General features: G+C 64.0%; 16 protein-coding genes and 1 tRNA gene. 4 read left to right on the plus strand and 13 right to left on the minus strand.

Features of this window, described 5'->3' with window-relative positions; all coding sequences use genetic code 11:
• The 5 genes from AUL30_RS10540 to AUL30_RS10560 all read right to left on the minus strand — a co-directional run bounded on the left by AUL30_RS10540 (position 1) and on the right by AUL30_RS10560 (position 5,120).
• The gene (locus tag AUL30_RS10540) at positions 1 to 972 is read right to left on the minus strand and encodes a GGDEF domain-containing protein (protein ID WP_062227844.1); all 972 of its coding nucleotides are present in this window, start codon (positions 970 to 972) and stop codon (positions 1 to 3) included.
• A gap of 92 nt (positions 973 to 1,064) precedes the next feature.
• Positions 1,065 to 2,804, minus strand: coding sequence for an ABC transporter ATP-binding protein (locus AUL30_RS10545; RefSeq protein ID WP_062227845.1), 1,740 nt, complete (start codon positions 2,802 to 2,804; stop codon positions 1,065 to 1,067).
• A 76-nt stretch (positions 2,805 to 2,880) separates the two neighbouring features.
• Positions 2,881 to 3,996, minus strand: coding sequence for a YihY/virulence factor BrkB family protein (locus tag AUL30_RS10550; RefSeq protein WP_244490791.1), 1,116 nt, complete (start codon positions 3,994 to 3,996; stop codon positions 2,881 to 2,883).
• 117 nt (positions 3,997 to 4,113) lie between these two features.
• Entirely contained in the window at positions 4,114 to 4,464 is a 351-nt protein-coding gene (locus AUL30_RS10555) for a VanZ family protein (RefSeq protein WP_062227846.1), read from the minus strand.
• An 80-nt stretch (positions 4,465 to 4,544) separates the two neighbouring features.
• The gene (locus AUL30_RS10560) at positions 4,545 to 5,120 is read right to left on the minus strand and encodes a transglycosylase SLT domain-containing protein (RefSeq protein WP_244490792.1); all 576 of its coding nucleotides are present in this window, start codon (positions 5,118 to 5,120) and stop codon (positions 4,545 to 4,547) included.
• Positions 5,121 to 5,248: 128 nt separating this feature from the next.
• Here AUL30_RS10560 and AUL30_RS10565 point away from each other — a divergent pair, with 128 nt between their 5' ends.
• The gene (locus AUL30_RS10565) at positions 5,249 to 6,145 is read left to right on the plus strand and encodes an EamA family transporter (protein ID WP_062227848.1); all 897 of its coding nucleotides are present in this window, start codon (positions 5,249 to 5,251) and stop codon (positions 6,143 to 6,145) included.
• Positions 6,146 to 6,149: 4 nt separating this feature from the next.
• Here AUL30_RS10565 and AUL30_RS10570 read toward each other — a convergent pair whose 3' ends face one another.
• From AUL30_RS10570 to AUL30_RS10585, 4 genes are all read right to left on the minus strand, one after another.
• Entirely contained in the window at positions 6,150 to 7,709 is a 1,560-nt protein-coding gene (locus AUL30_RS10570) for a TerC family protein (protein WP_062227849.1), read from the minus strand.
• Between the two features lie 374 nt (positions 7,710 to 8,083).
• Positions 8,084 to 8,158: transfer RNA gene (locus AUL30_RS10575), tRNA-Glu, on the minus strand.
• 43 nt (positions 8,159 to 8,201) lie between these two features.
• Positions 8,202 to 8,696 (minus strand): DUF192 domain-containing protein, encoded by a 495-nt coding sequence (locus tag AUL30_RS10580; protein ID WP_062227850.1) that lies wholly within the window; start codon positions 8,694 to 8,696, stop codon positions 8,202 to 8,204.
• On the minus strand, positions 8,697 to 9,269 hold the full coding sequence (locus AUL30_RS10585) for a cold-shock protein (protein WP_062227851.1): 573 nt from the start codon (positions 9,267 to 9,269) through the stop codon (positions 8,697 to 8,699).
• A 278-nt stretch (positions 9,270 to 9,547) separates the two neighbouring features.
• On the opposite strand from AUL30_RS10585, the gene AUL30_RS10590 reads away from it, so the two are divergent.
• The 3 genes from AUL30_RS10590 (at position 9,548) to AUL30_RS10600 (ending at position 11,544) form a co-directional block, all read left to right on the plus strand.
• The gene (locus AUL30_RS10590; protein WP_062227852.1) at positions 9,548 to 9,988 is read left to right on the plus strand and encodes a VOC family protein; all 441 of its coding nucleotides are present in this window, start codon (positions 9,548 to 9,550) and stop codon (positions 9,986 to 9,988) included.
• A 228-nt stretch (positions 9,989 to 10,216) separates the two neighbouring features.
• Complete coding sequence (locus tag AUL30_RS10595; RefSeq protein WP_157070069.1) at positions 10,217 to 11,197, plus strand: YcbK family protein; 981 nt, start codon at positions 10,217 to 10,219, stop codon at positions 11,195 to 11,197.
• A 92-nt stretch (positions 11,198 to 11,289) separates the two neighbouring features.
• Positions 11,290 to 11,544, plus strand: a complete 255-nt coding sequence (locus AUL30_RS10600; RefSeq protein WP_062227854.1) for a hypothetical protein — start codon at positions 11,290 to 11,292, stop codon at positions 11,542 to 11,544.
• Positions 11,545 to 11,551: 7 nt separating this feature from the next.
• Here the strand turns inward: AUL30_RS10600 and AUL30_RS10605 are convergent, their stop codons facing one another.
• The 4 genes from AUL30_RS10605 to AUL30_RS10620 all read right to left on the minus strand — a co-directional run bounded on the left by AUL30_RS10605 (position 11,552) and on the right by AUL30_RS10620 (position 12,707).
• Complete coding sequence (locus AUL30_RS10605) at positions 11,552 to 11,770, minus strand: hypothetical protein (RefSeq protein WP_062227855.1); 219 nt, start codon at positions 11,768 to 11,770, stop codon at positions 11,552 to 11,554.
• Positions 11,771 to 11,816: 46 nt separating this feature from the next.
• Positions 11,817 to 12,074 carry a helix-turn-helix domain-containing protein gene (locus AUL30_RS10610; RefSeq protein WP_062227856.1) on the minus strand — a complete coding sequence of 86 codons (258 nt, stop codon included), beginning with the start codon at positions 12,072 to 12,074 and terminating at the stop codon, positions 11,817 to 11,819.
• A 107-nt stretch (positions 12,075 to 12,181) separates the two neighbouring features.
• A complete protein-coding gene (locus AUL30_RS10615; protein ID WP_062227857.1) occupies positions 12,182 to 12,430 on the minus strand; it encodes a DUF2171 domain-containing protein in 249 nt (82 codons plus the stop codon).
• Between the two features lie 46 nt (positions 12,431 to 12,476).
• Positions 12,477 to 12,707 carry a hypothetical protein gene (locus AUL30_RS10620; RefSeq protein WP_062227858.1) on the minus strand — a complete coding sequence of 77 codons (231 nt, stop codon included), beginning with the start codon at positions 12,705 to 12,707 and terminating at the stop codon, positions 12,477 to 12,479.
• Positions 12,708 to 12,815 lie beyond the last annotated feature (108 nt).

Consider the following 12,815-nt stretch of genomic DNA (forward strand, 5'->3'; position numbering starts at 1 on the left):
TCAGGCCGTTGCCACACGGTTACGGCCGGCAGTCTTGGCGGCATACATGGCGCGGTCGGCGCGTTCGAGCCACGCTTCCAATGTTTCGCCATCCTGCAGCGTGGCGATGCCGAAGCTTGCGGTGAAGGTGAGCTGCGGCAGATCGACAAGCCGCGCTGCCTCGATCGCCGCGCGCAGTCGTTCCGCCCCGATGGAAGCGCTGGCGGCATCGGTATCGTGCATCAGGACGGCGAATTCCTCGCCGCCGAGCCGCCCCAGGGCTTCGTCGCGGCGCATGCTGTCGGACACGGCCCGCGCGGTGGCCTTGAGCACCGCGTCCCCGGCTGCATGGCCATAGGTGTCGTTGATCGATTTGAACCGGTCGAGATCGAAGGTCACGATGGAGAGCGGACGGTGATTGCGCGCATGGGCGGACACGGCCTGATCGAGAAGTTCCCGAAAGGCGCGGCGCGACCATGTGTCCGTGAGCTGGTCCCGCGCCGCGATCTGACGCAGCTCGAAATTGGCCATGGCCAGGCGCGAGAAGCGCTTGAGCAGCTCGATGTCACGCGCGGTAAAGGCGCGTGGCGCGGTATCGGCAATACAGATCGTGCCGATATTGTATCCGTCCGGCGTCGTCAGCGGCGCGCCGAGATAGGAACGCACCGCCATGGGACCGGTCACCAGCGGGTGGTTGCGAAAGCGCTCGTCCTGAAGCGTATCGTCGACGGCCACGATGCTGTCCTGCCGGATCGTGTACTGGCAAAAGGTCATCTCGACCGGCAGTTCCGATATGTCCGCGCCCTGAATGGATTTCAGCCAGGCCCGCCGGTCGTCCAGCAGGGCGATGTAGGCCATGCTCGCGCCATAGACGCCGGACGCCAGCTCCGTCAGATGGTCGGATTCCGCATCCGGCTGCGAGCCGATGAGCCCGGTGCGCTCCAGCGCGGCAAGCCGGCCGGGCTCGTCGTGAAGCTTGACATCGTGCTGCATGCCGCATCCTTCCCACGTGGCAGGTTGCAGAGCAAATTAGGGCGGCTCCCGGGTTTGTGCAGGCCTATGGGCCTTGGGCCGGCCTTGAGGACCTAGCTTGCAACCTGCAGAAAATCCGCCGTGTCGCCCTGGGCCGCGTTCAGGCGGGCATAGGCGCCACCCCGCGCGACAAGCTCTGCGTGACTTCCGGTCTCGATCACCCGGCCGCCATCGATGACGACGATCCGGTCCGCATGGCGGATCGTGGACAGGCGGTGGGCGATGATCAGGGATGTCCGGCCAACGGACAGTTCGGCCAGTGCACCCTGGATGGCGCGCTCGGTTTCCGTGTCGAGCGCGGAGGTCGCCTCGTCGAGGACCAGGATCGCCGGATCCTTCAGGAACATGCGGGCGATGGAGAGGCGCTGCTTCTGCCCGCCGGACAGCTTCACACCGCGTTCGCCGACGATCGTATCGAGGCCGTCGGGCAGGGATGCCACGGTTTCCGTAAGGTTCGCGCGCTCCACGGCAGCGATGATATCCTGTTCGGACGCGTCGAGCCGGCCATAGGCGATGTTTTCCCGCACCGTTCCGGCAAACAGGAAGACGTCCTGCTGCACGACCCCGATATGGCTGCGCAGGGAGGTGAGGGTCATGTCACGGATATCGACATCGTCGATCGCGATCCGCCCGCGCGAGACATCGTAGAAGCGCGGAACCAGCGAGCAGATCGTCGTCTTGCCCGCGCCGGAGGGGCCGACGAAGGCCACCGTTTCGCCGGGAGCGATGAAGAGGTCGATCCCGTTCAGGACGGGCCGCCCCTCGACATAGGAAAAATGCACGTCCTCGAAGCGGATGGCGCCACGCAGCCGGCCCATGTCCCGCGCGCCGGGCCTGTCGACGATATCGGGCATGGTGTCGAGGAATTCGAGGTAACGGCGAAAGCCCGCAATGCCCTTGGGGTAGGTTTCCAGGACGGCGGCGATCTTTTCGACGGGGCGGAAGAAGACATTGACGAGCAGGAGGAAGCTGACGAAGCCGCCGATCGTCAGGTTGCCGGCCATGACGTACCAGGTGCCCGCCACCATGACGATAACCTGCGTCAGCCGCATGGACATGTAGTTCAGCGACTGGCTGGCCGCCATGATGCGGTAGGCATCGAGCTTGCGGGCCCGATACTGGAGATTGTCCTGCCGGAACAGAGTGCGTTCGTGATCCTCGTTGGTGAAGGATTTCACCACGCGGATACCGCCGACATTCTCCTCGATCCGGGCGTTGAAATCACCCACGCTGCGGTAGATGCCGCGCCACGTATCGGCCATGCGCGCGCCATAGCGCACGGTCAGCCATGTGCCGATGGGCACGATGGCGGCCGTGATCAGCGCAAGTTCGACATGGATGTAGAGCATCAACACGAAGGCGCCGATGAAGGTCATGATGGCGATGAACAGATCTTCGGGCCCGTGATGGGCGATCTCGCCGATTTCCTCCAGGTCTTTCGTCAAACGTCCGACGAGATGCCCCGTCTTGTTGTTGTCGAAATAGCTGAAGGACAGTTTCTGCAGGTGGTCGAAGGCGCGCGCCCGCATCTCGGTTTCGATGTTGATGCCGAGCATGTGACCGAAATAGGTGACAACCGCCATCAGCCCCGTATTGGCGACATAAAGGATCAGAAGCCCAGCCGATGCTGCCAGCACCATGCCCCATTGCAGCGACGGCAAGAGATCGTCCACGAAAAGTTTCACCGCCAGCGGAAAACCCAGTTCCAGTAGGCCGGCCACCACGGCGCAACCGAAATCCAGCGCGAAGAGACCCTTCCAGGGTGCGTAATAGGCGAAGAATCTTTTCAGCATGGCATGTCTTCCGGATACGAGCCCCGTGGCTAGTATTCTGGATAGGTGATGTCAACTTTAGCGGCAGGTGAACGGCTTACACCTCGTGGCCCAGCGTATCGGCCATGCGTGCGCCACGCAGCCCCATGGGGCGCGGGCGTTTGACGGTGGTATCGATCTCGGTCTGATGCTCCATCTCGGCGTTCAATTCGGCGCCCAGAAGAATGACCATGGAGGAAATCCAGATCCAGGTCATGAAGCCGATGACGGCGCCGAGCGAGCCATAGGTTTCGTCATAGGAGCCGAAGTTCTGGGCGTACCAGGAAAAGGCGATCGAGAAGATAACCCAGAGAAGCGCAGCGAGCGCCGCGCCCCAGGACACCCAGCGCCAGCGCGCACGGGTGCGGCTGGGTCCGAAGCGGTAGATGATCGACAGGCCGCCCGCGACGACGACCAGGAAGATCGGCCAGCGCAGGAGCAGAAGCCAACCTTCGAGAACGCCGAAGTGCAGAAACTCCATGACGATGGGCAGAAGGATGACGCCCGCCACCGCCAGGATGAGGAACAGGATCGCGGCCAGGGTGAAGCCCAGCGTCACGAGCGTCAGCACGATGAAGCTGCGTTTCTCCTCTTCCTCATAGACGATGTTCATGGCGTCGAAGAGGGTTTTCATGCCGGCATTGGCGCTCCACAGCGCTACGCCGAGGCCGAAGACCATGCCGAAGCCGAGCTGGCTCGCCCCCTTGCTGGCGACCCGCTCCATCTGCTCGCCCAATATGCTGACGGCGCCGCTCGGCAGGAAGTCACCCATGAGGTTGAGTTGCTGCGACAGGCTCGCCGCATCGGTGAACAGGCCGTAGATGGAGATGAGCGCGGTGATGGCCGGAAACAGGGCCAGGAGGGCATAGAAGGTCATACCCGCGGCGACGAGCATCAGCCGGTCGTGCGAGAATTCCTGGATCGTGCGCCAGAGAATATCCTTCCAGCCCCGCGCCGGGATTTGCGAGGGTGTTTCGACCCCGCGTCCATGCGGGTCGGCCAGGGGATCGTGGTCGGGGACTGCGCGTGTCTGCGAGCGTGCGTCATCGAGATCGCGGGCTGTCAGCCATGCGAAGGCGCCGAGCGCCGCCGCGGACACGATGCCTGTCGTAATGCCTGCCCAGTCGGGCCCTGTCCGACGCACCGTCGCACCCTTTTGCGCAAATCTGGCCATGCTTCCCCTCGCAACGCCATCTTGATCGTTGCACAGGCAACGCATGACGCGCCGCTTCGATCCCGAGTTCGTGAGCCGTGACCGAAGCCTTGGCGCAAACCAGCAGCACCCAACGGGTCAGGGCCGGGCGCGCAGCCGGGACAGAAGACGTATGGCGACCACGCCGAGGCCTGCGCCCAGGACCGCTCCGCCCGCCTTGAACAGGAAATCCTCCACGCGCCCGTGCCGCCCCGGCACGAGGTTCTGCGACAGTTCCAGCCCGGCGCCGCCGGCGATGAGGAGCAAGAGTACCAGTGGCCAGCGGCGCGGATAGCCTGCGCCGAACAACCCGCCCAGAACCACGAAGGCGGCCAGCCGCTCGATATCGACATCCGCGGACGATACCGGGCGCATCGAGATGGGACTCAGCGTCACGAAGATGACGGCGCCAAGCGCCAGCCAGGCAGCCAATCGGATCAGGCTCAACACTCAGGCGCTCTCCCGGACATGAGACCCATCGGACATAGAGCTAGGATGGCGTATCTGTAAATCACCCCTGGTTCAGATCGTCATCCGGGGCAGCGCCGCAACTGCGCTTCGTAGCGTGTGGCCATATTGGCCGTTCGCCGCGCAGCGCCCTGGATCGCCGTATTGCTGCGCCAGTTCCCGCGCGCATAGCCCGCATGCCCGGAATAATAGGCAAGGTACAGATTGTACGGATCGGTGCGGCTGATGCCGTTCCGTCGATGGCTCGTATGGTGATACCACCCGACGAAGCGGATCGCGTCCTCGAAGTTGGAGCGGCGCGCCATGCTGCGCCCCGTAACGCGCTGATACTCCTCCCAGGTGCCGTTCAGCGCCTGGGCATAGCCATAGGCGGTGGAGCGGCGCTTCCACGGAATGACACCCAGGAGCTTGGTGCGCGGCGGTCGTGCCCGCGCCTCGAAATTGGACTCCGCCTGAATCGTGGCAAGGAGGATCGGGACGGGAACGCCATATTCGCGTTGGGTCCGCTCGGCCGCGCCGCGCCAATCGGTGAACAGGCCATCATTCTGTTGGAAGATCGCGCAACTGTTGGCCGTGTTCGTCGGCTTGGACGCACAGGCTGCCAGCGGCAGGAGAAGGGCGAGCATCAGATAACGCATGGCAGGTCCTCTCATGGGCAAGACCTACAATTTGAAGGGTTAAGGCTCCCTTGCTTCCGTCAACGCAATTGCAGCTATGCGCCGTGCGCTCGCTTTCATCTTATCGTGAAAAGCATTAAAGCCGCGCGATGAACGCCCCTTCGCTCACTCTACGGCATTTCTTCCTGGCGCTTCTGGTTGTCGCCGTCTGGGGCACGAACTTCGTCGTCATCCGCGTGGCGCTCGATCACCTGCCGCCGCTTCTTTTTGCCGGGCTGCGCTTCACGCTGGCCTTTCTGCCGCTGGCCTTCGTCCTGAAGCGGCCTGCGGTTCCGTGGTGCCACCTCGTTGCTTATGGGCTGCTGATCGGGTCGGGTCAGTTCGGTCTGCTTTTCATCGCCATGAAGGGCTCGATCTCGCCCGGGCTCGCCTCCCTGGTCATCCAGTGCCAGGTGTTCTTCACGATCGGGCTGGCCATGTGGCTCGGCGCAGAGCGGGTCCGCGGCTTCCAATGGGCGGCCTTGATGCTGGCCGGCGGCGGGCTCGGCGTCATCATGCTCAACACGGGCGGCGATACGAGCGTTTATGGCGTCCTCATGGTGCTGGCCGCGGCGATGAGCTGGGCGCTCGGCAACATGGTCGCCAAACGCAGCGCAGTGCAAAACATGCTGCCCTATGTGGTCTGGGCGAGCCTCTTCTCGGCCCCGCCGCTTCTGATCCTGTCCCTCGCGCTGGAGGGCTGGCCGGCCATCCGCCATGGAATCTTCACCGCCGATCTGGCCACCTGGGGTGCCGTCCTGTGGCAGACGGTCGGCAATACGCTGTTCGGATACGGCGCCTGGGGCTATCTCCTGAACCGCTACCCGGCCGCGACGGTGACGCCCATGGCGCTTCTCGTTCCCGTTTTCGGAATGGGCGCATCGGCGCTGTGGTTGGGTGAAGCGTTGCCGGGCTGGAAGCTTGCGGCGGCGGGACTCGTCATCAGCGGTCTGGCGCTCGGGATCCTGTATCCGCGGTGGCGGGCGCTGCGCGCCCGCCAGGCCTGACGGTTCATGCCGTGCCGGGCGCCTCGTCCGGCATGATGCGCACGAGGCCGACGCTGCGCCGGTCGAGCGACAGGACCTGCAGCACCAGCCCGTCGGCCGCCAGCTCTTCGCCATGCGTGGGCAAATGGCCCAGGCGGCTGAGTATGTAGCCGCCGAGGGTGGCGTAGCGGTTGGCGGGATCGACCAGATCGCGCCCGATCGCGCCGGAGAACTGGCGGATGTCGACCGCGCCGTCGGCCAGCCAGCTTCCATCCTCCTGCATATCCAGCCGTGCCGGCTTTTCGTCCATGTCCGGGAACTCTCCCGCGATGGCTTCCAGCACGTCGGTCGGTGTGGCGATGCCTTCCAGTGAGCCATGTTCGTCGACGATCATGGCCATCTGCACCGGGGAGCCGCGAAGCTGCTCCATGACCTTCAGGACATTGGTGCTTTCATGCAGGATGAGGGGCTGCCGGGTGACACTCGACCAGTCGATCGTGCGCCCGGCAAGCATCAGGTCCAGAAGCTCCTTGGTAATGGCGACACCGACGAACTCGTCGACCTGACCGCGCGCCAGGACGACCCGCCCGTGCGTCAGCTCGGTGATGGCCTTGCGGATGGTGGTGATGTCCCGGTCGAGGTCGATCCACTCCACCTCGTTGCGGGGGGACATGATGGAGCTGACGGGACGCTCGGCCAGATCGAGGACGGCGCGGATCATCTCCTTTTCTTCCGGCCGGAACACCATGCCCTGCGCGGTCTGCTCGGCGATGACATCGATCGTGTCGGACAGCCGTTCCTCTCCCACGCGGCCGCCGACCATTCGCAGCACGGCCTCGGAGGTCCGCTGGCGCAGATCGGAGGTCGTGACGCGCCGCTCCCGATTGTGCCGCCCGAACTGGTTGGCCGCCTCGATCAGCACCGAGAAGCCGATGGCCGCGTAGAGATAGCCCTTCGGAATGTGGAAACCGAACCCTTCGACGATCAGGCTGAAGCCGATCATCATGAGGAAGCCGAGGCACAGGATCACCACGGTCGGGTGGCGCGACACGAAGGCCATGAGCGGCTTGGACGCCACCAGCATGACGCCGATCGCCACCACCACCGCGGTGATCATCACCCAGAGCTGATCCACCATGCCGACGGCGGTGATGACACTGTCGAGGCTGAAGACCGCGTCCAGAACGACGATCTGGACGATCACCTGCCAGAACACGGCATGGACGACCTTCCCTTCCTTGGGCTTGTGGTCGCCTTCGAGCCGCTCGTGCAGTTCCATCGTGCCCTTGGCCAGAAGGAACGCGCCGCCCAGGATGAGGATGAGATCACGTCCCGAGAAGGGCATCCCGGCCAGATGGAAGAGCGGCTGCGTGAGCGTGACGATCCAGGAGATGGAGAAGAGGAGGATAATGCGCATGACCAGCGCCAGCGACAGGCCGATCAGCCGTGCGCGGTTACGCTGATGCGGCGGCAGCTTGTCGGCCAGGATGGCGATGAAGACGAGGTTGTCGATGCCCAGGACGATTTCCAGGACGATCAGCGTGGCCAGTCCGATCCAGATGTTCGGGTCGGCAAGGAAGTCCATCGTTCAGTTACCCGTTCGGAAATGTGGACGCGCAAACGCCGCCTCGGAAGCTTTTCCAAAGCGGTTGCACAGTGTCGTTGAATGAATCATCGTGACGGACGTGCTGACAGGCCGAGTGGACTGTCAGCCAGGATCGGTGTCGACTGTCGCTGTTACTGTCGCCTTCGTCCGGCATGCCGGGGAATGAACCCATCTGGTTGTCGATGAAGCCGAGGGGATATCATGTCCCCACGCTTTAAACCAGACGTTGCATTTTGGGCCTATCCTGCACAGTCACTGCAAAGGGTTTGCCGAGCGGCGAGGGGACGGCGGCATATCGCTGCCGCAGGTCCGAGGAACCAGGCGCGATCAAATCGACTGACATGGAAAGAGAGTGGTACGCCCAAGGGGAATCGAACCCCTGTTTGCGCCGTGAAAGGGCGCCGTCCTAACCGCTAGACGATGGGCGCGGCACGGCGGTGTATAGGGTGAGTCGTTGGCGGACGCAACCCTTCAGGGCGACAATTTCGAACCCGTTCCGATGATGGGATGATGCAGCCGATCGCCGACCTCTGCGCCATAGGTTCGCGCCGCGCCACCGTTGATTTCCAGCACGTAGCGGACGGGTTCGCCGGACGGGATGGACTGGAGGGACAAGGGCGTCGTGTTGCGGGAAATGCGGGCGATGGTTCCGTCGGCGCGGATGAAAAGCATGTCCAGCGGGATGAGAGTGTTCTTCATCCACATGGCGACATCGCGCGATGTGCCGAAATCGAAGAGCATGCCGTGATCCTCCGGCAGGCTTTCGCGGTTCATCAATCCGGTGGCCCGCGTGTCGTCCGTATCGGCGACTTCGACCGAGATGCGATGGGCGCCGGTCCCGGTCAGGAGCGTCGCCGTATTGCCGATGGACCCGGAGGTGAAGACGAAGTAGCCGACGACGGCCAGTACGACGATGAAGGCTGCCGCCATGAAGCGGCTGCGCTGCCTGGCGGCGGTCTCTGCCATCTAGTGTTCTGTCCTGTTTCCCGCCCCCTCGACCGGCCGGATTTCGGCGGCCATGAGGCCCTTCGTGCCATTGCCGAACCGCACGAAGACTTCCTGTCCCGGTCGCAGCTCGGTCATCCCATAGCGGCGCAGCGTTTCCATGTGAACGAAAATATCTTCGGTATCGGTTCCGCGCGACAGGAAGCCGTAGCCCTTGGTCCGGTTGAACCATTTGACGGTGGCCCGCTCCAGCCCGCTGGTGGGCTCGACCTTCACCCGGGTTCTGGCAGGCGGCATCTGCGACGGGTGGATCGCGGTGGACTGATCCATGGACAGGACGCGGAAGGCCTGCAGCCCACGCTCGCCACGCTGAACTTCGCAGACGATTTCCGCGCCCTCGCTGACCGTGTTGAAACCATCGCGGCGCAGGCACGTCACGTGCAGAAGGATATCCTCACCGCCGTCGTCAGGCACGACAAAGCCGAAGCCCTTGGCGATGTCGAACCATTTGATCCGGCCCGTGACGACTGAGCTGTCCAAGCCACCGGCCTCCGCTCGCCGTTCCGCTTCGATGAAAGGTAAGCGTTCCGTCATCAAATGTCCGCCTTCCTGTCAGCCCCGAATCAAGCATGAATGCAGCCGAGCGCCAAGCCGTTTTCTGTCGCAGAGCCGTGGCTTGATCTTGTGCCGCCACATATCGGTAATTTGTGGCAAGGCAAGTGGAGCGGGACGCTTGGGCGCACCTCTGCGCAGGCTTCGCTAAAGCCTCGCGCAGGTGAGGCGGGCCATCGGGCTTTCTCTGCAGGGCGGCTTGCCCTACCTGTCGGTTGCCCAGCGCCCGGCGCGGGCCCAAGACAAGGAAGGGCAGGATCATGCGTTATCTTCATACCATGGTGCGCGTGTCGGATATCGACGCGGCGCTCGGCTTCTACCGCGATGCGTTGGGCATGGAAGTGGTCCGGCGGAGCGACAATGAGGCAGGGCGGTACACGCTCGTCTTCCTGGCGGCGCCGGACGATGTCGAAGCGGCGCGTGACGCCAAGGCGCCGCTGATCGAGCTGACCTACAACTGGGATCCGGAAGACTATACGGGCGGCCGCAACTTCGGGCATCTCGCCTATGAGGTGGACGATATCTACGCCACCTGCGCCCGGTTGCAGAAGGCCGGCATCACGATCAACCGTCCCCCGCGTGATGGCAACATGGCCTTCGTCCGTTCGCCGGAAGGCATCTCGATCGAGCTTCTCCAAAAGGGCGAGCGCAAGGCGCCCGAGGAGCCATGGGCGTCCATGCCCAATACCGGAACCTGGTAACGGGATTGTTTTATACCTTTGTTTTCGGTTAACCTTTGATTGAGAGCCCTTTGGGCTCCTGACTGTGAGGGGGTCCCGTGATCGACGATCGCGCCTTTCGCAGGCGGCTTTGCCGCCCTGCGAACCGTGCGCGATCGCGTTGTTCGGCGGGGTCAATGAAGCGCAGCGCCTTTCCGTTGCGCTCCGCAAGAGGGTGGAACGATCTTGAAAGCGGCGACAGGAAGCAAGGTGCCCGCGCTGTTGCGCAACAGCGTGTTCCTTGCCGGTATGCTGGCCTTTCCCGGCCTGTCCGGCTGCATGTCGGCCATCGACGAATCTTCCGCCTTCGGCTTTGCGCAGAACGCGCCGGCAGCGCCCGCCGAGGGGGCGGCCCCCGCAGCCGCTGATGCGGCGCAGACGGCTGCCGCCGGACCCGCCGCGCAGAATGCAGAGGGCAGCGCTGTGGCCGAGCTTGCCGAGGCGGCGCCGCAAACGCCACCGGCTGCAGCCGCCGTGCCGGCAGACGGGCTGAGCACGCAAGCCGCCGCCACCTTCGGCGCGCCCCGGCGAAGCGATGCGCTTGCCGCCTTCGCCACCCCGCGCCGCCAGGCCGATACGTCGCTGTTCGCTTCCCTGTCGCAGCGTGCGGAAGCCGAGCAGCCCGAGCCCGCGGCCGTTGCGGAGGAGGTGTCCAGCCGCGTCGTCGTCACCCACACGGACGGTATGGGGAAGCCGTCCCCCAGCGCAGAGCTTCCCGGGGTCGATCCGTCCTCGCTCTTCAAGATCGGCCGGCGTGCATCGGTGGACGATGAGGAACTGCTGGACGATATTGGCGGCTCCTACCAGATCGCATCGCTGGGCGGCATGGCGCGGCTGGCGCCGAACGGCCTGATGGTCGCGCGGGACGACGTCAATACGAGCTGCTTCGGCAGCGACCTCGTCCGCATGCTGCGGCAGATCGAACAGCGTTTCGGTAAGAAGGTGGTCATCACCTCCGGCTTCCGCTCGCCATCGCACAACCGGCGCGTCCGGGGTGCCAAGGCGTCGCTGCATATGGCCTGCAAGGCTGCCGATCTTCATGTTCCCGGCGTCAGCGGGCTGGAGGTCGCACGCTATGTGCGCGCCCTGCCCAATCGTGGCGGCGTCGGCACCTACTGCCATACGGCGGCCATCCATGTGGATGTCGGCAAGCAGCGGGACTGGAACTGGCCCTGCCGCCGCCGCGGCTGACGGTTCAGGCTTCGAGGTAACGCGGCCTGGCCCATGGAACCGGCACTCGGCGATCACCGTTTTCAAGGCGAGGTTTTCACCGGGAGCGTAGCATGGCACAGGACGAGCATGACGACAGCATCAAGCATAAGCCGGAGGACGGACCCGGCCCGGTCGCCGAGGGCGATGTCCTGACCAATGCCGTCCGCCGCCTGGACAATCGCTTTAAGGGCGTCCCGAACGACCCGTCGCTGATCGGCGAAGACCTGCCGGACGAGGACGAGGATGAGGACGATCCCGAGCGGGACGCCGATCCCGAAGACGGTGACGCCGATCCGGACGTCGAGCGTCGCAACCGGCTCTGGTGATGCAGGCTCAGGCCGACGTTTTTGCGCGCGGCGGCGCTGCCCGCCGTCCGCGTTCATAGGCATAGCCATCAGCCCATAATTTATGGTCTGCGGAGCCCGGCGGGTTCGGGTTCATGGCGATCTCGCCCTTCTCGCGGAAGGCGAAGCGGCCGCCATTGAAGGCGCGCTTCTCCGCCTCGGCCGATTGCATGGCCTGGGCAAGACGCAGGATTGGATTTTCCGACATAAGCAACTCCGTCCGCTACCGGGACGGGATCATGGCGCCGCCTTGGTTAAGGCCGCGTATGGACCGCACCCTGTTCCTTGCGCGCGGCGCGCCTGCCTTGCGGCGTGATGGTGAAGATGATGCACTGGCGGGTATCGTCGAAGCTGAAGCGGCAGAAGCCGGCCTGCGCCAATTGCTCGAGCGTGCGCAAGGACCGGACTCCCTCCGGCAGTCCCCGCCAGCGTTGCGCTTCGCGGGAAATCTGGATCGAACGCTCCGCCATATGTTCCAAGGCCTGGCGCTGGGACGTGGAAAGCCGCTTCATGATCGCAGCGTAGCGGCCTATCGCCTCGCTGGCCCATCATCCTGAGGTGGAGGCGGTCTACTTCATTGGTCATAGGGCAGCGCCTGACGGCGCCGCCCGGCGGCAGATCAGCCGCGCTCTTCTTCCTCGAAGGTCACGGCCACGTCGCCATTGGCCGACAACCGAACCTTGTCGCCTTCCACATCGGCGAACAGTGCGAGAGAAATGTAATGATGGTGGCCCTTGTGATGGCCTTCGCCGCTATCGGCCTTTGTCAGCTTGATCCGGTCGCCCTCGACGCGATCCACGGTGCCGACATGAACGCCATCGGCGCCGATGACATCCATATGTTCCCTGATTGATTCGATTCCACTCATGTGACGCTCCGTTCCAGCCACTCTGGGTAACGCAGCATTAGATGCTTCAGGCTGCGTGGCCGCCAAGTCCTCGGGCAGACTTTTCCTTGTCGAGGTAGGCCAGCTTGGACCGGCAGTTTTTCCAGGCAACGGGATCGAAGCTGCGGGCGCGAATTTGATCGAGGACGATTTCCGATTCCTCGAAGGTCAGTCCATCGAGCTCATAAAAGCTCCAGCGCAGCGTGTAGCGGCCATCGACATCGATGATATCTACTTTCGGACTGAGCGTCCTGATCATATCGACCTCCCGTGGAATTCCACTTGGAGAAACGTGCGGGGTGGCCCTAGGTTCCGGTTCACCGGGACGAGATTTCAGTCCCGGCTATGCATGTGCGGGGCAAGGCAT

Origin of the sequence: Aureimonas frigidaquae (genome assembly GCF_001463905.1) — a bacterium.
Classification (GTDB): Bacteria; Pseudomonadota; Alphaproteobacteria; order Rhizobiales; family Rhizobiaceae; genus Aureimonas; species Aureimonas frigidaquae.

What these genes read in the sequence shown, in the direction of transcription:
- AUL30_RS10585 (WP_062227851.1), bottom strand. Translation starts at nt 9,269, where the DNA reads ATGACGGAACGCTTACCTTTCATCGAAGCGGAACGGCGAGCGGAGGCC.
- AUL30_RS10565 (WP_062227848.1), top strand. Translation starts at nt 5,249, where the DNA reads ATGAACGCCCCTTCGCTCACTCTACGGCATTTCTTCCTGGCGCTTCTG.
- AUL30_RS10600 (WP_062227854.1), top strand. Translation starts at nt 11,290, where the DNA reads ATGGCACAGGACGAGCATGACGACAGCATCAAGCATAAGCCGGAGGAC.
- AUL30_RS10545 (WP_062227845.1), bottom strand. Translation starts at nt 2,804, where the DNA reads ATGCTGAAAAGATTCTTCGCCTATTACGCACCCTGGAAGGGTCTCTTC.
- AUL30_RS10590 (WP_062227852.1), top strand. Translation starts at nt 9,548, where the DNA reads ATGCGTTATCTTCATACCATGGTGCGCGTGTCGGATATCGACGCGGCG.
- AUL30_RS10580 (WP_062227850.1), bottom strand. Translation starts at nt 8,696, where the DNA reads ATGGCAGAGACCGCCGCCAGGCAGCGCAGCCGCTTCATGGCGGCAGCC.
- AUL30_RS10610 (WP_062227856.1), bottom strand. Translation starts at nt 12,074, where the DNA reads ATGAAGCGGCTTTCCACGTCCCAGCGCCAGGCCTTGGAACATATGGCG.
- AUL30_RS10540 (WP_062227844.1), bottom strand. Translation starts at nt 972, where the DNA reads ATGCAGCACGATGTCAAGCTTCACGACGAGCCCGGCCGGCTTGCCGCG.
- AUL30_RS10605 (WP_062227855.1), bottom strand. Translation starts at nt 11,770, where the DNA reads ATGTCGGAAAATCCAATCCTGCGTCTTGCCCAGGCCATGCAATCGGCC.
- AUL30_RS10620 (WP_062227858.1), bottom strand. Translation starts at nt 12,707, where the DNA reads ATGATCAGGACGCTCAGTCCGAAAGTAGATATCATCGATGTCGATGGC.
- AUL30_RS10570 (WP_062227849.1), bottom strand. Translation starts at nt 7,709, where the DNA reads ATGGACTTCCTTGCCGACCCGAACATCTGGATCGGACTGGCCACGCTG.
- AUL30_RS10550 (WP_244490791.1), bottom strand. Translation starts at nt 3,996, where the DNA reads ATGGCCAGATTTGCGCAAAAGGGTGCGACGGTGCGTCGGACAGGGCCC.
- AUL30_RS10615 (WP_062227857.1), bottom strand. Translation starts at nt 12,430, where the DNA reads ATGAGTGGAATCGAATCAATCAGGGAACATATGGATGTCATCGGCGCC.
- AUL30_RS10560 (WP_244490792.1), bottom strand. Translation starts at nt 5,120, where the DNA reads ATGCGTTATCTGATGCTCGCCCTTCTCCTGCCGCTGGCAGCCTGTGCG.